This window comes from Leuconostoc sp. S50, assembly GCF_016624925.1.
Taxonomy (GTDB): Bacteria; Bacillota; Bacilli; order Lactobacillales; family Lactobacillaceae; genus Leuconostoc; species Leuconostoc pseudomesenteroides.
Genome location: NZ_JACVUE010000001.1, coordinates 281,544 through 301,949, shown reverse-complemented (window position 1 = coordinate 301,949; position 20,406 = coordinate 281,544). Strand labels below are relative to the sequence as shown.

Genomic DNA, 20,406 nt, shown 5'->3' with positions numbered 1-20,406 from the left:
TTCCCTCTCATTCTACAAAAACTTCTCGATGATCTTTTAAACCAACTTGTTCTAACCACATGTTGTACCACTGTGCCAAAAACGGTAATTGTTGAAGTAACGAATACAGTGTCACATCTTGGCTATTATCTATAATATCATAATGCCAAAAGCTATGCCCCTTCTCATCACGATTTTGAATAATATCAAGGGTTACATCGGCAATTTGTAGCGTGGCACCTGTTTTTTGTCCTTGATGACTTTTTAGCACAAAATGCTGCTTTGCAGCCGCAACAAACAAACTATCTAAAACATCAACTGGTAGATCCTTACCTCTCATGGTTAAATCAAGGCTATTTTTAGCGTCAATTCCGATTACATCGACATCGTAATCCACTTCTCTAAGCTGATCAGCAATACCGGTCAAGCGCTGTTGAAACGATTTCAAAGCAGGTAGCCCCGCCAACTGTAATGCTTCTGTTTGGACTAATTGACCAAACTGGTTAGTATCCAGATAAAAACGACGACGCGACATATCCCAATACAATACACGCAAGTTTTGTGAAATTTCTTCTAGGTAATAACCACCTGCTACAAGAGGTGCTGATGTGAATCGAAATGATGCATTAGGAAACTCAGCAAAATGCAATTCCGCCACCTTTTGCAATTGTGGCAGCACAACGCTTGTCTCAGATAAAGAAGACATGCCAGCGAGCTTCGCGAAAGCCAATGTTACCCAGTGCGTACTGGGATACCAATGCTCACTGGCAACACGAAGAATTGTAGCCTCACGAACATCAAATGCCAGTATCTTATCAACGACTTCTAGGATGTCAGTTGTTGTCTCAGCTTGAGACAATGTTTCAACTAATACCTGCCATCGCTGCATCACCATTAAATCTTTTTTCAATTGTTGGGCATACTCAAAATTATCGAAAGTCATATTACTTCTTCTGCAATAATGCGTTTAAATAATCTACATAAAGATGACTAATCTTTTCACCAAATGCTTTGACGCTGTCAAAATATGTTAAAATTTGTTCCAGCTCTAGGCGATGAATCGCATCATCTTTTTCTAATTTTAAAATTTCAGCTTGATGTGACTGCAATTTTTCTTTGACTTCAGGCACTCGTTGTTGAGAAGCAAGCAATAATTCTCGCTTGTTTTCAAGCTCTTCACGGGCTTTCTTGTCCGTACGTCCAAGTAAACCTGACTTATTTTCTTTCAATTGCGCTAATTGATCTTCAATCACTTGAACCTCAAGTTTTCGCTTCGTCTCATCATCTAAAAATGCCTGCAACCCCGTCATGATTTGTTTAATTTCACGGACTTGATTATCGTTATTGTTCACCCCATCTGGTAATTGCGAGACATTGTGCAAGGTCAACATCATTTTTTGATCAACCTCTAAGGTCAAAGCCAAAACATCAAGCGTACCAATTTGGCGATGGTTCCACCAATCACCTATGAAAACTTGATAAATTGCGGGCTCACCATCAATAGCTTCAAATACTAGAAATTGAAAATGCGCCTTTAAATAGTGGATCAATTCGGGCGCAAGAAATGTAGCTAACTCATTGTGAATGTCAACAACCATTTGTGCTAGGCTGGCATTACTATCTGCATGTGCTCTTTGCCGAATTTGTTCATTAAACTGCTGAGAATCAATTAATTCATAGATTTGCGGTATTTGATGAGCCATAATTGCGGACTGTAATTGTCCAAGATACATTATCTTACTATCGAGCCGATTAATTAATTCCGGCTGCAATACAGTTTGTGATTCTGTCATTTGATATGCCTCCGTTGAAACACTAGTTTAAAACCTAATTTTAGCATACCGTATAAAACGTCTAAAAAATACCATCTTTAGAATATTTTATGTTATCAAAAAAGCGATGAATACTCATCGCTTTGAACGTAATATTTTTGGCACAAATCGCATCTTAGATCCTAATAATTCATCAGCTAACCCGATACGAAGGTAAGTCATAATTAGAACAGTGCCTCCAACTAATACGGCAACAAACGTTGTAACCGTAACAGATAGTTTAGTATCCATCGGGAATACAAAGTTGCTGAAAAAGAAAACGACTAATCTGGCAATTACTGCCATTACAGCAGATGCCACAAACATGCGCCACAATTCACGCCCAATTGTACTAAATGATACGCCATACATTGATTTTAAGAAATCAAGCATGTAAGCGATCGCAACCGCCATGCCAATGACGCTGGCCATTAAAGCACCCATTCCTTCGAAAAAACGAATTAACGGTATTTGCAAAACAATTTTAATTACAAATCCTGCTACAAATGCTTTCATCACGATCGACACTTCCGACAATGCCTGTAACACGAATGATAGTAGCATGAATAGACTGAACACAATGGCCAAAATAGTCGAATATTGAAGCAAATAGATTCCATCTTGATTTGAGGGTCCAATTGGATAAAACATTTTATATAAAGGTCCCGCAACAGCATACATTCCCAAAGCACTTGGTAACATGATTAAAGCAAACAATTTCATAACTTGTTTCAATTGCGTCTGTATATCCCCATGAGTTAGTGTTGCTTTACTGCCCGATAGCATTGGCAAGGCCGTAGCTGCAATGCTAGTAGAAAACGGCACAATAATCATGATTAACTTGTTAGGGTTGGCACTAAACAATGCAAATTGATTGAGTAGTTCAGTGTTTGAATTGGCAAAAAAATGATTCATAATGTCAAAAAAAGTATACTGATCAACCAGTTGGAAAAGCGTGATTGCTGATCCAATAATAATAAACGGCCATGACTCTTTTAAAATATTCAAAACCAAACCAAATGTTGGGGCATGATTTGTCGATTGCACATTTTCAATTGGTTGCACCAAAATGTGACGATACTTTGCCCATCCCCATATCAAAACCAGCATACTGAAAATAGCACCGATGAATGCGGCAAAAGTTGATTGCACGACAACACCTGTCCAATTTGTCGGGTTCGACTTTAAAATAATCACTGCCGTGACAAGCATATAAGCGACGCGAGCAATTTGCTCAATCACTTGTGACATCGCTGACACACTCATTAATTGGTGCCCCTGAAAAATACCCCGAATCATCGACATGAGTGGAAAAATCGCTACTGCTGGCGCCAAAGAATGTAGTACTGGTATGACATTAGCATTTCCATTAGACAACCACGGCGCTGCAATATATAAAATGGCGCCAAATAGAATGCCCAAACCAATTCCAAGCCAAATTGACTGCCTAGTGAGTTGTCTCGAACGATAAATGTCCTGTTTAGCAGTAAGTTCGGCAACAATCTTTGAAATCGCCGCTGGAATGCCAAACGTCGCGATAGCCAAAAAGACAGCATAAACATTGTAGCCCTGTGTAAATAAACCATTTGCTCGGTTACCGTACACACCCAACATTGCCATCCAAGGCAAAATGTACAACGCACCCAAGATACGCGACACCATATTACCAACTGACAGCCATGCGGAACCTTTTACCAATGTTGCCTGGTTGTCGTTAACATCTGGCATAGGTGAAGGTACAACAGTTTGTGGTTGCGTATTTGTGGTCTCTGTTACCGTCAAGTTAGGCTTTTTTTGGATAATATTTTTGCGCGCTCGATCATTTTTTTGCTTTAATAACGCAATATCAGCATCGGACATCACTTTTTGTTGATGAGACTGAGGTACTGAAACACTGGCATTTGATGGTGATTGTTTATTTTGCACACGTTTACGTGCACGTGCCAAAATTTCCTCAGCACTTAACATTTGTCCATCCACATTGATTTTATCAACACGATTTCCGCTATTGAGATTTTCTGGACGTTGATCATCCGACATATTTAGTGACTCCATTTTTTGATATGTACCCTCACCTAGGTGAGGATTTACGTAACATCATTGATATAAATGTCACAACGTTTAAATTTTTAGCCTACTACAATATTAACAAACTTACCAGGAATCGCAATAACTTTACGAATTTCTTTGCCGTTAATAAAGTTTTGGACATTATCGTCTGCTTTAGCAGCTTCGACCATAGCATCTTTATCAATATCTATGGCAACAGTTGCTTTGCCACGCACTTTACCGTTGACTTGGAAAATAATTTCAACCGTATCCTCGACAAGCTGGTTTTCATCATAAGTTGGCCATGGTTCGTAACTCACACCTTCAGTATTGCCTAATTTCTGCCATAATTCTTCTGCCAAAAATGGTGCGATCGGTGCTAACATTTGTACAAAGCCATTCATATACTCAATTGGTAAAGCATCTGACTTATAAGCGTCGTTAACAAAAACCATCAATTGCGAGATTGCCGTATTGAAACGCATGTTCTCTAAATCATCAGTGACTTTTTTGACAGTCTGGTTATAAACTTTATCCAGATCGCCAGGATTTACCGTTGTTACATGGTCACGCAACTTGCCCTCATCATCAACTAGTAATCGCCACACACGATCCAACCAACGACGTGACCCAGCAACGCCTTCTTCAGACCATGGCTTGCTTTGTGTTAATGGTCCCATGAACATCTCATATACACGCAGTGTGTCGGCGCCATAGTCATTAACAATCTCATCTGGATTAACCACATTGCCTTTTGATTTAGACATCTTCTCGTGATTTTCACCTAAAATCATACCTTGGTTGACAAGCTTTTGGAACGGTTCTTTCGTTGGTACAACACCTAAATCGTACAAAAACTTATGCCAGAAACGAGCATACAATAAGTGCAGAACAGCGTGTTCAGCACCACCAACATATAAATCAACATTCATCCAGTATTTTAACTTTTCTGGATCTGCCAAAACCTTTGAGTTATGTGGATCAACATACCGTAAGAAGTACCAAGAAGATCCGGCCCATTGTGGCATGGTGTTGGTCTCACGTCGTCCTTTAACACCATCTTCTCGTGTCACGTTCAACCACTCCGTCGCATTTGCAAGTGGTGATTCACCAGTACCTGAAGGCTTCAATTGATCTTGCGTCATTTCTGGTAAGCGAAGTGGTAACTCTTCCTCAGGTACGAGAGTTTGTGTCCCGTCTTCCCAATGAATGACTGGGATTGGTTCACCCCAATAGCGTTGACGAGAAAAAATCCAATCCCGTAATCGATAATTGACTTGTTTATGTCCAGCGTGATTGTCTTCCAACCAGTCAATCGCAGTGTTAATAGCCTCTTGCTTATTTAATCCGTCCAAAAAACCAGAATTAATATGCGTGCCGTCACCTGTATATGCAGCTTCATTCACATCACCACCAGCAATTACTGGTGTAATTGGTAAATCAAACTTCTTAGCAAATGCAAAATCACGTTCATCATGAGCTGGAACCGCCATAATCGCGCCTGTACCATATGATGACAACACATAGTCGGCAATCCAAATTGGCAATTTTTCACCATTTATTGGATTAATACCATAAGCACCTGTGAAAGCACCCGTTTTGTCTTTGTTAAGATCAGTTCGCTCCAAATCAGACTTAGTTGCAACCATAGCTTGATAGGCGGCAATGGTCTCTGCTTGATCTGGCGTCGTAATTTTTTCAATTAAGTCGTGTTCGGGAGATAATACCATATATTTGGCCCCGAACAGAGTATCAGGTCGCGTTGTGTAGACTTCGATTTCTTCATCAAAGCCATCAACTTTGAAGTTAACAGAAGCCCCAGTTGATCGACCGATCCAATGCCGTTGTTGTTCTTTAATCGCTTCAGGCCAATCTAGTTCTTCTAAATCATCTAACAAGCGATCTGCGTATGCAGTAATACGTAAAACCCATTGCTTCATGGGTTTGCGATACACTGGATAACCACCTCGTTCAGTTTTACCATCAACCACTTCTTCGTTGGCAACAACTATACCACCGCCTGGAAAATCAGGCGCCCAGTTAACCATAATCTCATCTTCATATGCCAAACCTTTTTCGTACAACTTCTCAAAAATCCATTGTGACCATTTATAGTATTCCGGATCAGTTGTATTAATTTCTCTTGACCAGTCAATCGAGAAGCCTAAAGCCTTAATTTGTTTTTTAAAAACTTGGACGTTCTTGTTTGTAAAGCCAGCAGGATTATTACCCGTTTTAATAGCGTATTGTTCAGCAGGCAGCCCAAAAGCATCCCACCCAATGGGATGTAAGACATTAAAACCCTTAGCACGCTTGTAACGACTAACAATATCCGTTGCTGTATAACCTTCTGGATGGCCGACGTGCAGTCCTTGCCCTGAGGGATAAGGAAACATATCCAAAACATAATATTTAGGTTTATCTGATTTATCTGGCGCTTTAAATGTCTGATTATCATCCCAATATTTTTGCCACTTATGCTCAATTTCTTTGTGATTATATGCCATAAATTTATTCCTTTGTGTGATTTATTCCAAGTGAAACATCAAGCACTCTTTAGATTAGCCGTCTTCAAATAAAAAAACCTATGCCATGCAAAAAAGCATGACATAGGGCGAAATTTGAATTCACGGTACCACCTATGTTCACGTACGACTACGTCTCTATTTGCCTTAACGCGGGCAAACGTTACAGACTACTTGATGTTTCACCCGTAATTCAATCAACCGAGTTCCGTATTTTGTTTGATAAGTTTTCAGCGCCACTTATTCTCTACAACCCCGCCATACGTACTAATGTTGACTATAATGATTTCATTATATCACATCTCTACACAATCGGGTATAATCATTGTATGCGTAAATTACACACAATCCCTATTCTGCCTTGGATATCTTTGATAACTTTTATGACTTTAACAATTGGTGTTTTGTTGAAAGCTAAATTCATACGACAATTTGACACCTTTGGGCAACGATTAATTCAACATTACGATCATCAATATAACTGGTTTTTCACAACAATTACTAGTATTGGTAATGTCAGTTGGAGTGCTATTATTCTGGCAACTATTTCACTTTGGCTCATCTATCACCACTTTTATCGTGAAACGCTATTCATTGGATTTAATGTGATTGTGTTTGCGGGTTTAAGCAACCAAATCTTTAAAAATATTATTGCTCGACCGCGTCCAACACCTCATCTGGTTCCTGCATCTGGATTTAGTTTTCCTTCGGGACATGCGATGGTAGCCGTTTTACTATATGGCAGCCTAATTATCATTTTACATCGTCACCTAAAATCTAATTGGCTATGCCACTTAGCTTCCTATCTGCTGATTGGATTAATCATTTTAATTCCCGTTAGTCGCGTCTACGTCAATGTTCACTATCCGAGTGATATCTTAGCTGGCATGACAATAGCATATACCATGCTCTTTGCCAGTCAACAATTATTTTTCAAAAATAAAGGAGTACATGATGATTCCGTCAAGTAATACATTTACACATCAATTAATTGAACAAAATATTAAAATTGGTGATTTGGTTTTGGATGGGACAACAGCTAATGGCGTTAATACACGCTTTTTAGCAACGCGTGTTGGTAACGAAGGTCATGTATTGAGCTATGCAACCACAAAAGATAACGCCAACGCCGCAGCCGCCTCACTCTTCATGAGCGGTTTATCAGAACGTGTCACTTTGCTTGGCCACCAAATTACACAACAATTACGTACTGATATGGGCGAACGAAAACAAATTAGTGTTGCAATTTTTGATTATTCGTCTGATACAGAAAACACACATGATCAGCCCTCAAATCTGATTGATCAAATTGCGTTAGTTTTGCCAAAACTAACGCATGGTGGTCTCTTGGTTACAAAATTTAATGCAACGCCAAAAGATTGGCTAGATTATTTGTCAGAACTTATTCCAGAAGATTTCAGTCAAGCAAACTATACGACATCCACAACTCAGACATTTGTCATCGAAAGGATTTAATCATGAAAAAATTCGCCCCACAAATCATAATGGCAGTGATTCTTGTACTGCTAATCGCTGGTATTGTTGGCTACCAGCATTTCGCTAACTCATCCAACTCAGAGACGTCAACCACAAAAAAGGATCCAAAGTTAGAAAAAGTTGCTTTACCTCAATTGACTAATACTGTGTCTGAGAATGAAAGTGAAGTCACGCTGCATACGAGTTATGGCGATATCACTATCAAATTATTTAACAAATATGCACCATTAGCTGTTGAAAACTTTATCACCCATGCTAAACAAAGCTACTATAACAATACAATCTTTCACCGTGTGATTAACAATTTTATGATTCAAGGTGGCGATCCCAAGGGTGACGGCTCAGGCGGAGAGTCAATTTGGAAAGGCAAAGACAGTAGCATTGATAGTGGTAATGGTTTCAAAAATGAAATTAGTAAATCACTTTATAATATTCGAGGCGCAGTATCAATGGCTAATGCTGGAGCAGACACAAATGGTAGTCAATTTTTCATCGTTCAAAACAAAAAAAATCTTTCAAAGCAAGTCGACGCCAATAATTACCCTTCAAAAATTTATAATGCCTATAAAAAAGGTGGTGTCCCTAGCCTAGATGGCGATTACACTGTCTTTGGTCAAGTAATCAAAGGCATGTCAGTAGTAGACAAAATTGCTGAAGCAAAGGTTAAGGATAACGCTTCTGGAGAAGCATCAAAACCAGTTGATCCTGTCAAAATTACTAACATCACGATTATTAAAGAGGCCAAGTAAAAAACACCAAATGTTGAAAATCATTTGGTGTTTTTTTACTTTTCAGAAGTACGCATGATGAGAACATCTGTATTAGCAACTTGTGTCACAAATGATGGAACGGTTCCTGCCATTGCCCGTTGCAGTCGACTCAACCCTGTTTCCCCAATCACAATCAAATCATTTTTGTGATCCTTAGGAAAGTGACGAGCAATTACTTGCTTTGGTGATCCAAAACGAACATGAACATCGACATTGGTATGACCTAAACTCTGCGCATACTCATAAGCCTTGTTGATCGAAGCTTCAGCGTCTTGCTCCATCTGATATACAACATCATCACTCATCGCAATTGAACCAAAATAGCCACCGCCATTGGTATCGACAACAGTTAAAATGTCGATATGTGCTTCTGGAGCAAATTCAATCACCTTTTTAATTAGAGTGTTCGATACCTCTGAACCGTCGATTGCTACTAAAATATTCTGATATGCCATGACCCAACCTCTTATCGTTCTTGATACTTTTATTATAACGCTATTTCTCCAAAAATGTAAGCGCTTTTAATAAGTTACATCATTTTCAGTAAATTTAAGTATCAATCGCAGTCATAAGATTATAGAACTTTCTGTAAAAAGTCTCGCGCTCGTTCTGTTTTGGGCGTTTCAAAGAAAGTTTTTGGTTCAGCAATTTCTTGAATACCACCGTCAGCCATAAACCACACTTGATCCGCAACTTCTCGTGCAAAACCCATTTCATGTGTGACCACAATCATCGTCATGCCATCCTCTGCCAGTTGCTTCATTACTGCCAAGACTTCACCAACCATTTCCGGATCTAATGCACTTGTTGGTTCATCAAAAAGTAACATATCGGGGGACATTGCCAGCGCACGTGCGATTGCCACACGCTGTTTTTGACCACCAGAAAGGCTTGCAGGATATTGGTCTGCCTTGTCAGACAATCCGACTTGTGCCAATAACCGTTTAGCTGTTTCTGTGGCAATTTTATCATCTTGCCCCTTTACTTTAAGGGGTGCTAATTTGATGTTTTCAAGAACTGTCAGATTTGGGAATAGATTGAACCCTTGAAAAACCATACCCATTTTTTCACGAAGCTGATCAAGCTGAATTTCTTTTAAATTGGTTAGTTGGTTTCCCTCGAACAAAACCTCGCCACTTGTCGGGGCATCTAACATATTAATCGCTCTCAAAAATGTTGATTTACCTGCACCTGATGGGCCTATGACAGCAATCACTTCACCTTTCTTTACAGTAACGTTAATACCTTTAAAAACTGTTTTGTCACCAAATTTCTTTGTTAAATTTTCAATCACCAATAAATCAGCCATATCGCTCTCCGTTTCGAATTATTAAATTATATTATACATGTCTATCATAAATATGCACTTTATATACATTATAATTTGAATAAAATGTATATTTTTGCATAAAAAATAATGTAAAATTAAGAAAAAGTGGAGGACCATAATGGCAAAAATTGTTAATCGTGAAGAAACTCAAACAACCCCGATAGATGACCTTTTCATTTTACCAAATGCAAAGGAAGATGATGTTGCACGAACGGCTGCTTTAGGTCGAGACAACAAGACTGAGACACCTAAATAATCACACCAAACAAGTATGCTAATGCGTACTTGTTTTTTTATTAAAAAAAGAACATGCAATGCATGTTCCTTTAAAACTAATAATATTAGTCTTCGATTTCAGTAACTGTTCCGGCACCAACAGTATGGCCACCTTCACGAACAGTAAACTTCAAACCTTGTTCAATGGCAACTGGTGAGATCAATTCGATTTCGAATGTCACTTGGTCACCAGGCATAACCATTTCAACACCTTCTGGCAATTCAACAACACCAGTAACATCTGTTGTGTGGAAGTAGAATTGTGGACGGTAGTTTGTGAAGAATGGTGTATGACGACCACCTTCTTCTTTACTCAAGACATAAACTTCGGCCTTGAACTTCTTGTGTGTTTGAATTGAACCTGGCTTTGCCAAAACTTGACCACGTTCGATTTCGTTACGATCAACACCACGCAACAATGCACCAATGTTGTCACCCGCTTGAGCTTCTTCCAAAGTCTTACGGAACATTTCGATACCAGTTACAGTAGTCTTCTTAACTTCATCCTTCAAACCAACGATTTCAACTTCAGTACCAGTAGTCAATACACCACGGTCAACACGACCAGAAGCAACTGTTCCACGACCAGTAATTGTGAAGACGTCTTCGACAGGCATCAAGAAAGGCTTGTCAGTTTCACGCTTTGGTTCTGGAATGTATGAATCAACAGTATCCATCAATTCTTCGATAACCTTAACTTGTTCAGGGTCACCTTCCAAAGCCTTCAATGCTGAACCCTTGATAACAGGAATATCATCACCAGGGAAGTCATACTCAGACAAAAGTTCACGAACTTCCATTTCAACCAAGTCAATCAATTCTTCATCATCAACCAAGTCTGTCTTGTTCAAGAACACAACAAGATAGTCAACACCAACTTGACGTGCCAACAAAATGTGTTCACGTGTTTGTGGCATAGGACCATCAGTTGCAGCAACAACCAAAATAGCACCATCCATTTGAGCGGCACCAGTGATCATGTTCTTAACGTAATCCGCGTGACCTGGGGCATCAATGTGGGCATAGTGACGCTTCTCAGTTTCATATTCGATGTGAGAAGTGTTAATAGTGATACCACGTTCTTTTTCTTCAGGCGCGTTATCAATTTCAGCAAAATCAGTTGCTACTTTACCTTGCTTTTCAGACAATACCTTTGAAATAGCAGCAGTCAAAGTCGTCTTTCCGTGATCGACGTGTCCAATAGTACCAATGTTAACGTGGGGCTTAGTGCGAACGTAAGTTTCCTTAGCCAATGTAGTTTCCTCCAAAATTCATTTTTCAGTAATTCTGAAAAATGTTTATAAATATATTTTACAACGCAAGCCGTCAAAAGACAACAAGTAACTTGCATTTTTCCGGCTCTTGAAGCCAAAAATTATTATACCGACTTATTAAGAAAATGTAAATACTTTTAAAATTAATTTTCAAAAAAGCTGTTTGTAATTTTATTTACTTTGTCATGCCAATATTTTTGCAGTCCAACTTCAGTATGATTTGATTGTCCATAGTAGCGATCCAAACTACTATCGACCCAACTGTCAGCATCGATAATTACATCATCAGTTTGCGGGTATAAGAGTGTTAATTCTAACCGCATTTGATGCGCTAGCATTTCCAAGGCTACGGGATCTTCTTGTCCAAGTCGGTCATCAATTAATGTTGCAATTTTTTCAAAAACTTCGGAACTCGTCAACGGATTAATTTGGTCCAGACGGATAGTGTAAAGTTGATCATCTAGCCAACGATATTGAATAGGTTCTTGAATATCTAATTTTTGCAAGTCCTCTAATAAAGTAGCACGTATTAATGGCAAAGCAAACGGATCAACTAATAAGAATTTGGCCCCAATAACAAAATCAGCTACCGGTAATCTTCTAGCAGCTTCATAACGATTACGTTGCGCATCCAAATCATAGTCGCTCATGTGATAAAACTGACGACTAATCGTTGCTAAAGTTGTTGCCATTGTGTCTTTGGCGTGATTTTCAGCAGTTCTAATTTCATCTAGAATATCTGACTGTGTTTGTTCATCATCCCATAACATTGCTAATTGTTGCGCGTAAACAAAGCTCTGATTTTGGATTGCTAGTGCCACTATCATTCGAAAATGTGTTTCATCGTCGAGATATTCTGCCAAAAAATCGTCAGCATAGGAGGAAGCTAATTGATATTGTTTATCCATAAATAAAGCTGTCACTAAGCGATAATTAATGTCAAAGGTCTGCAAGTTTTCATATAAGTCAGCAAGTGTTTCCGCAGCATCGTGCCAGTTTTCTTGTTTCATCTCTAGTCGCGCACGGTCAATAAGTGCTTGTGTTTCTGGCGTAATATGGTCGGTCATTTTTTTCGGTCACATAACAAATTATGAAAATTAAAAATCAACTCATAATTGTTACGATACTCCTTTCTTGATTAGTCAAAAACCCAACTCAATTGAGTTGGGGTTTTTATTATTCAGCCGTTTTGGGTTGCGGACGGCGATTGTTTGGACGACGTGGTCCCTTCTTAACAGTCTTTGTCACCTTAGTAACATTGGGATTATTTGGTTTTTTTGGTGTTTGACGCTTATTTGATTGCGCTCCCGATTGTGTCGTTGTTGACTTATGGTTATTTGGTCGTCTGTTTTGATTAACTTCCATTACCACGGGCATCACCATTGGGCGACGACGAGTCTGTTCAAACAAGAATCGTGAAAGTACTTCTCGAACACTATTTTTCAGCTCATTCCAGTCAAAATTTTTAGTATTACTAAGGTAATCTTCAATTTGTTTAACTGTTAAGTCTGAGGCTTCCTTCATCAAATCACGATTTGCTTTAACATACACAAAGCCGCGCGATGTTAACTTGGGTTTTGAAACAACTTGCCGCTTTTTGCGATCAATCGTCACGACGGAAACAAAAATACCATCTTCAGATAAAATGCGCCTATCGCGAAGCACTACATTACCGATATCACCGATTCCTGCGCCATCAATCAGTGTTTCGCCAATTGTAAATGAATCTTGTAACTCAAAGTGATCATCCAGCCATTTGAATTGATCACCTTTCATAGCCATCATGATATGGTCTTCGGGAATATTGACTTCCTCAGCAGCATCTTTTGCAGCTGTCATCACACGATACTCACCTTGAATAGGCATAAAATAATCCGGTTGCATGATGTTAATCATCATTTGTAGATCATTGCGAGAGGCATGACCACTTGACCGCATATCATTACTGATTTGCTTGACATCTGCTCCCTGCTTAAACAACATATCCCGCGTCTTCGCAACAACGCCCTCCATTGCAGTTGAAGGCGTCGTCGTTATAAATACGAGGTCTTCTTCACCAATATGAACGTACTTATCCTCGCCATTAGCCATCCGGTTAAGATGTTTAATCGGTTCTCCCATGCGACCGGTTTCAAGAATGACGGTTTGACTAGCCGCCAAATTTTTGGCATTTTTCAAATTCACAAAAAGCTTACTTTCAGGAATTGGCAAATGCAACTTTTTCAAACGAATTGCTGTTCTCACGACATTTTCAATATCGTTTCCCGACAAAACCAGTTGCCGCTTTGTTGCAGCAGTGGCATTGATTACTTGCTGAATTCTTTGAATGTTTGACGCAACCGCAGCAACAATAATGCGTTTTTTCTTATTGTCTCGGAACGTCTCTAAAATATAATCGCCAATTTTCGATTCATTAACTGAGTCAGCGCCGCCTTCTGTACCAGCCGCATCGGCCAATAATGCCAAGACTTTACTTTGACCAACTTCCACTAGACGTGCAATATCTGTCCGATAGTAACTTTCAGCAGTTTGGTCGAATTTGAAATCACCAGTATATACAACTTGCCCGTATTCAGTCCCTAGCACAATCCCTAGCGATTCTGGAATTGAGTGTGTAGTATTGAAAAATGATACCTTGACATCGCCAAAATCAATTTCAGTTTTTTCATTGACAACATGATAATCGTCGTAATCTTTTAAGGCGTCTTGATCCTTGATAGCCAGTTTAGCTAATTCAATCGTTAATTCAGAACCAAATATTGGCACATTTACTTGTTGCAGAAAATAAGGTAATGCCCCAATCGCATCAGCGTGTCCATGTGATAAAAATACACCAGCAATTTTATCTGTATTTTTGATTAAATACTCAAAATCTGGTACAACCACATCAACACCAAGCTGATCAGTTTCGGGATATTTCAGCCCAGCATCCAAAATAAAAATTTCGTCATTCACAGTCACAGCATACATGTTTTTCCCGTTTTCGCGGACCCCGCCAAACGGAATAATACTTAAATTAGTCATAATTCTTCCTTATAAATGATATTTGAAAATAGCAAGCAACAGGGTTGTTTGCTTTCTCTTTTTTTCGTATAAATCATAACAGGATTCTACTGGTCTTATAACACTGAGGTCATCCTTGTTGCTTGTCTCGATACGTCACTAGCTTCTATTTTAACATACTTTTCTCTCATTTTCTGTTATTATTGATGTAGCCTACACTCGACTATTATTAGTTGATCAGCAAACGTCAAGTCATTGGCAAAATCTTCCCCACTCAGAAAGGAATTTATTTTTCATGCAGCGTCAACCTTTTAAAAAATCACATAAAAAACGGAATTTAATTATCACGTTGGTAATCGTCGTCGCACTGGTTATTGTCGGTTTTACAGTTCTTGGGCAACAATCTAATGACAGTAAAACAACCACTTCATCATCTAGTACGAGTTCAAGTAAAAAGAAAAAAGCAACTAAAAAAGCATCAACTTCTAGTACAGAATCTACTACAGAATCTTCTACAAGTGAAGTTTCTAGCGCTGAAAGTTCAAGTACTGTCACTGTAACACAAGCACCAGCAAGCGCTAGTAGCGAAGTAGCAGCTGCTATTAGTAGTGCAAAACAAGACGCAACACAAGCACCTGTTGATAGTTCAGCCAGCAGCAGTGTTTCGTCAAGTGCAACCTCAAGCAGTGTTGCAACAACCACAGTGGGCAAGTGGACACTGTCAGCATATAACAACTTAGCCTTAGGTAGCACTTCATACAATACCATTCGTCAAACTTATGGTGACCCAACCTATTTGACGGCTGATAGCCAGTATGCCTATGCCACATGGCAGAGTCAAAGCGGTGCCAAAGTAGTCATTATATTTACACCAAGTGGCAGTGAAAATAATGTCCAATTGATTGCTAGCAGTAAATCACAAACTGGACTTCAATAAACAAAAAAGTCAATTTCAAAATCGAAATTGACTTTTTTGATGACTATTTTATGTATTGTTGAGCAATATGCTCAACATGATTCGTTAGCTGTTATGACTTCTTCTCGTGCCGTAAAATTTGCTTTTTTTGCTTAAAATGTTGATAAAGTTTGTAAGTGATTGTAATTAACAATATGATCAAGAGCCAATACCACCACTTCATCGTCCACCTTTTGACCATTTGGGTTTTGACCGAAGTACCAACTGTAAAATGTTGCGAGAATCGCCAAATATGCCCTTGTTTATCCTTCATCACTACTTTTGCCAAGTAACGTCCGGACTTCAAATCATTATCCCCTTTAAACACCAAATTAAAGTTAGATGTTGGCGCAATTTGACGTTGGGTTTCATGACGTGACATTATTTGTTTTTTATTTTGAAGATCCGTTATATCACCGTCAACAGTTAAATCAGAGATGTTGATTTGATTTGGCGCCGACATTTTCCAGATGACATTGGGGCGATATAATTGTGTCTTTGTTTTGATGGTTTTAGCAACAATTTTTGGTTGAACCTGCTGATCATTTTCTCGTATCACACAGCCTATCACGTAACTAAAACGATTCTGCATACCACCCTGCTCTTTTGTCTTATCATCTAACTGTTTTGTGATATAGATACCGCCTTCGATAATACCATTGAAAGGCTGTTGCGGCATGTTAACGTCAACAACGATTGTTACTATAGTCTTAGCTGGTACAGTCACAATTTTAGGACCATTATAATTAACGATTCGATTAAAATGAAAGTCAGCCGGTCCTGTCAAAAGACGTCCAGCATTATTCTGACTATAATCAATAATCAAATTGTCGTTGGTTACAGCAGCGTTTGCGTGAATAGCAAACACTGCTTGTTCTTTATCGTTGTTAGAAAGCTTTAGCTTCAGCTGAGTACTGTCCTTGGGAGACAATTTCAAATCAAAATAGCTCACTTTTTTATCAATTTGATTAGGATGTTGTTCAGCTTTCACGCTAAACAGCGGTGCGGTGGCATCAGCACTGACAGATGCCTGACATCCAACACCTAAAGCAAAAATTGTTGTTAAAACAAGGTATTTCAAATATTTCATAGTTTTCCTTTAATGACTTACTTCAGCAGTTAGCCAATCCACTGTGCCAGTGTAATCTCCCGCCTTAATAGGCACATTCGCGTCTATTTCCACCATAGCATAAATGAAAAAGTGCACTAATTCATTATTAAAATTTTGCTTCGTCGCTTCTGTTGTCCAAAATACTTGCTGCCAGCTACCGTAAATATTTAAAGGCCTTGAGACGGCACAATCATAGCCCCATTGAAACTTTTCTGGTTCTTGATAAGATGTCGCAATTAAATTAAACGTTAGAACAGGCAACACAGCACCTGTACGATTTAATTTCATTGGGTTTGCCTTCGCCGAAACCGTAATTCCAGGTCGCTTGCTTGACGGATAAGCTGTTTTACCACCGGACCATATTTCAATTCTGTTATCAATGACATTTGGACCTGCCAAATCTGATGATTTAGACTGATATCTCAATCGCCCATTCACCATTTTTTTATCCTTTAAATTAATGCTATCAACAGAAAATGTTGGCACTGCATCTATAGAAATTGGATCTTTGGCTGTATGAGCAATACTGGCACTAACTGGATCAATTGAGATTAAGCTGCTGACAATCAAAATGTCTAACAGACCACAAAAAATAGTTTTTTGTTTGATCCAAGTTATCATTGTTTTTACGCTTTAACATCTAACAAGGTATAGTCGATTGTGCCACTATACTCAAGTGCCTTAACACCTGTATTGGCAAAGTCAACGGCCGCACTCACTAAACCAGTACTGTTTAATCCGTTAGAATTAGCATCTCCAGTGGCAATTGTGTTAGCAACTGTATAAATTTCGCTATTTTGGCTTCCAAGAATTGAACCACCAATCGAATTTGTATTGCCATTACCAATCGTCAGCTTAAAACTACTAATTGGTAAAGTTAGACCCGAACTTTGTCCAGGGACAACAGCCGAAGCAGTCTTCATTTCAGATGCTTTTGCTTGTACTTGATAGCCCTGATCACCGCCACGCGTGTCCTCAACTGAAATAGAATAATCACCAAGCACAGTCATTGTATTCGTTCCTGATCTTAGTTCGGATGAACCAAAATCAAAATTAGAAACTCGTGTTAACTTCAAACTACTGGCAGGATCTGTGTTACCAGTAAAAGTAACGCGCGAATTTCCTGACAATGAATTAGCGGAAACATTTTGGGTTGCTACATACGTCGCATTACTCAATAATGTCATTGTTGCTAAACTACCTAGTGCTACACTTATACGCTTAACTGTTCTCATCATAATATTTCTCCTAAAATATTTTAAAATGCTCTCTTGTCGTTCAAATAGTGACCGATAAGTCATTTGGCCAAATGATTCCTACTTGTAAAGTCTTTCTTGAACACATTCTATTTTGACAAATAATGTTATAAAATGTTATGGTCAATTATATTCATATTTGTCCTTTTTAAATTCACACAATATTCATTTTTAGTATTATTTGGAGGTGAAATCATGGAAAATAGCAACTATCGCAATGCTAAAAGACGCCAAAATGATATTTTGAACGCTGTTATTGACTTATTAAAATGTTATCCCCTTGAGAAAATTACTATTTCACAAATTGCGCGTCAATGTCATATCAATCGCAAAACTTGCTACCTTTACATTAGCGAACCTACTGATATTCTTCGCAATTATCTAACTCAAAAAATTATCACGGAAATCGAAGATACAATCAATCATTGTCAAATTCACGAAGGTCCGGTAACCTTTGATATTCGAAATCGCGCTATGAGGCAACACGTGCTTGAAGTTTTGTCTGCTAATCAGTCGTCTCTCATTACTGTTTATCAACAATTAGGTCCAGATTTCGAACTGTTTAATTTATTAATCAGCTATTTCAAAAAGCACTGGGCACCATTTAATCTGATTCGTCACGATGACTATGGCGCCAATTTTATAGTCGATCAACAACTACACTTTTTAGGTCAGTCCACTGTGTCTTGGTTAATGTCCGATCCTTTGTTGCCTGTTCATGAAGCCGCATACCTCAGTGAGCTTTTAATTAGCACCTCGATTAGTGATACTAGTTTTTTAACAACACATTGGCATGATAATATTTCAAAAAATCAATAGTTTTTGCATCAAGTTAGTAGCAAATAAATGGTCATATCATAATCGTTTGACCAATAAATCCATTTCTGAATCGTTTAATCATCATTTTTTTCAATAAAAAATACTGAATCAATCCCTGAAATATCAAAATTTATCAGAATATTACATATTTTTTAACAGAATACAAATAAAAAAACCGCCAATGCGGTTTGATTGTTTATCCGTGAATACCAGCTCGCTGTGCCATCGGTAAAATGATATTACCAATGACAGATACAAGTATAATGCCAGTAATAATTTCGAACAGGCTGTTAAAGGATACAAGCCCTACCAACCATCCTAACAAATTGTGATTTGGAATACCGGTAAAATTGGTTTTCATGATTGTAAAACCAACTACCGTGAATAATACCACACCCACCGTATTGATAAGAGCTGACAATGCGCCTAGTGCACCTAAACCAATTGTACGAAAACCGGAATTTTTCTGACGGAGCCACCGATTAAACAGCCAACCTACAACAGCACCAATCAAAATTCTTGGTACAAGTGCTGTGAAAGGATTCTGAAACATCAATGAGCCAATCGTACCAGGGGTTGACCAGGCTTGCCATAAAGTAATCACACCCCAAAAGCCACCCAAGAACGCACCCCACTTGCCACCTAAAATAATAGCCCCCAGTGCCACAGTAAATTGAATAATTGTTGGTTGTGCACCAACAATAACAGCGCCTAACGGAATGTACCCGAGCCATGGCACTAAGACTTGCAGTAAAATAATCGCCATAAAAAACGTCGCTACAATCAAATATTTTGTCTTATTATTTGTCATGATGATCACCTCTTATACTTATCTATTGTTAGTATACATTATTCGATTGCAGATTTCTCAATATAATATTTGTTTTTATCATCTAAAATCGGTATAATTTATGAGTACCGCGTCCATAGTTTAACGGGATAAAACGGGGACCTCCTAAGTCTTTGCTCCCAGTTCGAGTCTGGGTGGACGCATTTAATTACCCTTTAATATCAGCTTTTTCTGCAATGAGTAACAAAACACCAGCAACAAGGCCGACTTCAATAAAACCGACTATTATCTCAAAAATTGCATTGAATGATACAATACCGACTAACCAAGGCAAAATACCATGCGTTGGAATACCAGTGAAATTTGTATGCATAACAGTAAAACCCATTGTCGTTAACAATACAACACCCGTTGTGTTAATTATAGCGGCGACTGCGCCTAGCAATCCCAATCCAAAGACTTTCGTGCCTACTCGACGATTTCGGAATAGTGCATTGAATAGATAGCCAACTAACAAACCTACCAAGAGTCTCGGTACAATCGCCGTTAATGGATTTTGAAACATCAATGAACCGATAGTCCCAGGATGTGTTAACGCGTTTATAAATGATAACACCCCCCAGAAAGCACCAATGAATGCGCCATACTTAGGTCCTAAAATAATCGCCGCAATAGCAACTGTAAATTGAATGATTGTTGCAGAAGCGCCAACAACAAATGCGCCAAGTGGTAACATCCCTAACCACGGCACAATCATTTGAACTAACACAATCGCCATAAAAAAGGTTGTTACAACCAAATATTTTGTTTTTTTGGTACTCATGTTATTCTCCTAGATAGTTTATGCCATATACTATACATTCAAAAGATAAGCTTGTCAATAAAAAAATGTCTGTTTATAGATTCAAAACAGACATTTTTTATAAGCTTATTGTAATCAACATTAACGAAATATGATACG

The 20,406-nt window shown here is 38.6% G+C and carries 20 protein-coding genes, 1 tRNA gene and 1 other annotated feature; of the genes, 7 read left to right on the top strand and 14 right to left on the bottom strand.

Annotation, left to right across the window (positions count from 1 at the left end):
* Window positions 1–7: 7 nt before the first annotated feature.
* The 4 genes from IAE53_RS01380 to leuS form a co-directional block, all read right to left on the bottom strand.
* Window positions 8–922 (bottom strand): hypothetical protein, encoded by a 915-nt coding sequence (locus IAE53_RS01380; RefSeq protein ID WP_200135815.1) that lies wholly within the window; start codon window positions 920–922, stop codon window positions 8–10.
* A 1-nt stretch (window position 923) separates the two neighbouring features.
* Entirely contained in the window at window positions 924–1,772 is an 849-nt protein-coding gene (locus tag IAE53_RS01375) for a hydrolase (RefSeq protein ID WP_148423066.1), read from the bottom strand.
* Between the two features lie 114 nt (window positions 1,773–1,886).
* Window positions 1,887–3,830 (bottom strand): polysaccharide biosynthesis protein, encoded by a 1,944-nt coding sequence (locus IAE53_RS01370; RefSeq protein ID WP_200135814.1) that lies wholly within the window; start codon window positions 3,828–3,830, stop codon window positions 1,887–1,889.
* Window positions 3,831–3,919: 89 nt separating this feature from the next.
* Complete coding sequence (gene leuS / locus IAE53_RS01365; RefSeq protein WP_200135813.1) at window positions 3,920–6,346, bottom strand: leucine--tRNA ligase; 2,427 nt, start codon at window positions 6,344–6,346, stop codon at window positions 3,920–3,922.
* Between the two features lie 100 nt (window positions 6,347–6,446).
* Window positions 6,447–6,656, bottom strand: a binding site (T-box leader).
* Window positions 6,657–6,747: 91 nt separating this feature from the next.
* Between leuS and IAE53_RS01360 the strand changes: the two genes are divergently transcribed.
* Genes IAE53_RS01360 through IAE53_RS01350 form a run of 3 tightly spaced genes read left to right on the top strand, consistent with a single transcriptional unit; the run spans window position 6,748 to window position 8,610 of the window.
* Entirely contained in the window at window positions 6,748–7,335 is a 588-nt protein-coding gene (locus IAE53_RS01360; RefSeq protein WP_200135812.1) for a phosphatase PAP2 family protein, read from the top strand.
* The gene (locus IAE53_RS01355) at window positions 7,319–7,840 is read left to right on the top strand and encodes an SAM-dependent methyltransferase (protein ID WP_148423305.1); all 522 of its coding nucleotides are present in this window, start codon (window positions 7,319–7,321) and stop codon (window positions 7,838–7,840) included. Before IAE53_RS01360 ends, IAE53_RS01355 begins: the two co-directional genes overlap by 17 nt.
* 2 nt (window positions 7,841–7,842) lie before the next feature.
* Entirely contained in the window at window positions 7,843–8,610 is a 768-nt protein-coding gene (locus tag IAE53_RS01350) for a peptidylprolyl isomerase (RefSeq protein ID WP_148423070.1), read from the top strand.
* A gap of 35 nt (window positions 8,611–8,645) precedes the next feature.
* Here IAE53_RS01350 and IAE53_RS01345 read toward each other — a convergent pair whose 3' ends face one another.
* Complete coding sequence (locus tag IAE53_RS01345) at window positions 8,646–9,086, bottom strand: universal stress protein (protein ID WP_200135811.1); 441 nt, start codon at window positions 9,084–9,086, stop codon at window positions 8,646–8,648.
* Between the two features lie 119 nt (window positions 9,087–9,205).
* Window positions 9,206–9,940: an amino acid ABC transporter ATP-binding protein gene (locus IAE53_RS01340; RefSeq protein WP_148423071.1), complete on the bottom strand. Its 735-nt coding sequence runs from the start codon at window positions 9,938–9,940 to the stop codon at window positions 9,206–9,208.
* Between the two features lie 139 nt (window positions 9,941–10,079).
* Between IAE53_RS01340 and IAE53_RS01335 the strand changes: the two genes are divergently transcribed.
* Complete coding sequence (locus tag IAE53_RS01335) at window positions 10,080–10,217, top strand: hypothetical protein (protein WP_167497498.1); 138 nt, start codon at window positions 10,080–10,082, stop codon at window positions 10,215–10,217.
* Window positions 10,218–10,302: 85 nt separating this feature from the next.
* On the opposite strand, the gene tuf is transcribed toward IAE53_RS01335, so the two are convergent.
* The 3 genes from tuf to IAE53_RS01320 all read right to left on the bottom strand — a co-directional run bounded on the left by tuf (window position 10,303) and on the right by IAE53_RS01320 (window position 14,535).
* The gene (tuf, locus tag IAE53_RS01330) at window positions 10,303–11,490 is read right to left on the bottom strand and encodes an elongation factor Tu (protein WP_080519256.1); all 1,188 of its coding nucleotides are present in this window, start codon (window positions 11,488–11,490) and stop codon (window positions 10,303–10,305) included.
* 164 nt (window positions 11,491–11,654) lie between these two features.
* On the bottom strand, window positions 11,655–12,578 hold the full coding sequence (locus IAE53_RS01325) for a type I restriction endonuclease subunit R (protein ID WP_200135810.1): 924 nt from the start codon (window positions 12,576–12,578) through the stop codon (window positions 11,655–11,657).
* A 109-nt stretch (window positions 12,579–12,687) separates the two neighbouring features.
* Window positions 12,688–14,535, bottom strand: coding sequence for a ribonuclease J (locus IAE53_RS01320; RefSeq protein ID WP_188352754.1), 1,848 nt, complete (start codon window positions 14,533–14,535; stop codon window positions 12,688–12,690).
* 274 nt (window positions 14,536–14,809) lie between these two features.
* Between IAE53_RS01320 and IAE53_RS01315 the strand changes: the two genes are divergently transcribed.
* Window positions 14,810–15,451 carry a cell wall anchor protein gene (locus IAE53_RS01315; protein WP_188352755.1) on the top strand — a complete coding sequence of 214 codons (642 nt, stop codon included), beginning with the start codon at window positions 14,810–14,812 and terminating at the stop codon, window positions 15,449–15,451.
* Between the two features lie 91 nt (window positions 15,452–15,542).
* On the opposite strand, the gene IAE53_RS01310 is transcribed toward IAE53_RS01315, so the two are convergent.
* The 3 genes from IAE53_RS01310 to IAE53_RS01300 are packed head-to-tail and all read right to left on the bottom strand — an operon-like array spanning window position 15,543 to window position 17,818.
* Entirely contained in the window at window positions 15,543–16,559 is a 1,017-nt protein-coding gene (locus IAE53_RS01310; protein WP_200135809.1) for a DUF916 domain-containing protein, read from the bottom strand.
* Window positions 16,560–16,568: 9 nt separating this feature from the next.
* Window positions 16,569–17,201, bottom strand: a complete 633-nt coding sequence (locus IAE53_RS01305) for a hypothetical protein (protein ID WP_200135808.1) — start codon at window positions 17,199–17,201, stop codon at window positions 16,569–16,571.
* Between the two features lie 5 nt (window positions 17,202–17,206).
* Complete coding sequence (locus tag IAE53_RS01300) at window positions 17,207–17,818, bottom strand: WxL domain-containing protein (protein ID WP_200135807.1); 612 nt, start codon at window positions 17,816–17,818, stop codon at window positions 17,207–17,209.
* A gap of 213 nt (window positions 17,819–18,031) precedes the next feature.
* Here IAE53_RS01300 and IAE53_RS01295 point away from each other — a divergent pair, with 213 nt between their 5' ends.
* The gene (locus IAE53_RS01295; RefSeq protein WP_200135806.1) at window positions 18,032–18,655 is read left to right on the top strand and encodes a hypothetical protein; all 624 of its coding nucleotides are present in this window, start codon (window positions 18,032–18,034) and stop codon (window positions 18,653–18,655) included.
* Window positions 18,656–18,851: 196 nt separating this feature from the next.
* Here IAE53_RS01295 and IAE53_RS01290 read toward each other — a convergent pair whose 3' ends face one another.
* A complete protein-coding gene (locus tag IAE53_RS01290; RefSeq protein WP_188352759.1) occupies window positions 18,852–19,466 on the bottom strand; it encodes an ECF transporter S component in 615 nt (204 codons plus the stop codon).
* A 109-nt stretch (window positions 19,467–19,575) separates the two neighbouring features.
* On the opposite strand from IAE53_RS01290, the gene IAE53_RS01285 reads away from it, so the two are divergent.
* A tRNA-Arg gene (locus IAE53_RS01285) sits at window positions 19,576–19,648 on the top strand.
* A gap of 5 nt (window positions 19,649–19,653) precedes the next feature.
* Here IAE53_RS01285 and IAE53_RS01280 read toward each other — a convergent pair.
* Window positions 19,654–20,268, bottom strand: a complete 615-nt coding sequence (locus tag IAE53_RS01280; protein WP_148423080.1) for an ECF transporter S component — start codon at window positions 20,266–20,268, stop codon at window positions 19,654–19,656.
* Window positions 20,269–20,406 lie beyond the last annotated feature (138 nt).

Excerpts from the sequence above, each read along its gene's own strand:
- IAE53_RS01380 (WP_200135815.1), bottom strand. The coding sequence starts at position 922 with ATGACTTTCGATAATTTTGAGTATGCCCAACAATTGAAAAAAGATTTA.
- IAE53_RS01375 (WP_148423066.1), bottom strand. The coding sequence starts at position 1,772 with ATGACAGAATCACAAACTGTATTGCAGCCGGAATTAATTAATCGGCTC.
- IAE53_RS01370 (WP_200135814.1), bottom strand. The coding sequence starts at position 3,830 with ATGTCGGATGATCAACGTCCAGAAAATCTCAATAGCGGAAATCGTGTT.
- leuS (WP_200135813.1), bottom strand. The coding sequence starts at position 6,346 with ATGGCATATAATCACAAAGAAATTGAGCATAAGTGGCAAAAATATTGG.
- IAE53_RS01360 (WP_200135812.1), top strand. The coding sequence starts at position 6,748 with ATGACTTTAACAATTGGTGTTTTGTTGAAAGCTAAATTCATACGACAA.
- IAE53_RS01355 (WP_148423305.1), top strand. The coding sequence starts at position 7,319 with ATGATTCCGTCAAGTAATACATTTACACATCAATTAATTGAACAAAAT.
- IAE53_RS01350 (WP_148423070.1), top strand. The coding sequence starts at position 7,843 with ATGAAAAAATTCGCCCCACAAATCATAATGGCAGTGATTCTTGTACTG.
- IAE53_RS01345 (WP_200135811.1), bottom strand. The coding sequence starts at position 9,086 with ATGGCATATCAGAATATTTTAGTAGCAATCGACGGTTCAGAGGTATCG.
- IAE53_RS01340 (WP_148423071.1), bottom strand. The coding sequence starts at position 9,940 with ATGGCTGATTTATTGGTGATTGAAAATTTAACAAAGAAATTTGGTGAC.
- IAE53_RS01335 (WP_167497498.1), top strand. The coding sequence starts at position 10,080 with ATGGCAAAAATTGTTAATCGTGAAGAAACTCAAACAACCCCGATAGAT.
- IAE53_RS01325 (WP_200135810.1), bottom strand. The coding sequence starts at position 12,578 with ATGACCGACCATATTACGCCAGAAACACAAGCACTTATTGACCGTGCG.
- IAE53_RS01320 (WP_188352754.1), bottom strand. The coding sequence starts at position 14,535 with ATGACTAATTTAAGTATTATTCCGTTTGGCGGGGTCCGCGAAAACGGG.
- IAE53_RS01315 (WP_188352755.1), top strand. The coding sequence starts at position 14,810 with ATGCAGCGTCAACCTTTTAAAAAATCACATAAAAAACGGAATTTAATT.
- IAE53_RS01310 (WP_200135809.1), bottom strand. The coding sequence starts at position 16,559 with ATGAAATATTTGAAATACCTTGTTTTAACAACAATTTTTGCTTTAGGT.
- IAE53_RS01305 (WP_200135808.1), bottom strand. The coding sequence starts at position 17,201 with ATGATAACTTGGATCAAACAAAAAACTATTTTTTGTGGTCTGTTAGAC.
- IAE53_RS01300 (WP_200135807.1), bottom strand. The coding sequence starts at position 17,818 with ATGATGAGAACAGTTAAGCGTATAAGTGTAGCACTAGGTAGTTTAGCA.
- IAE53_RS01295 (WP_200135806.1), top strand. The coding sequence starts at position 18,032 with ATGGAAAATAGCAACTATCGCAATGCTAAAAGACGCCAAAATGATATT.
- IAE53_RS01290 (WP_188352759.1), bottom strand. The coding sequence starts at position 19,466 with ATGACAAATAATAAGACAAAATATTTGATTGTAGCGACGTTTTTTATG.
- IAE53_RS01280 (WP_148423080.1), bottom strand. The coding sequence starts at position 20,268 with ATGAGTACCAAAAAAACAAAATATTTGGTTGTAACAACCTTTTTTATG.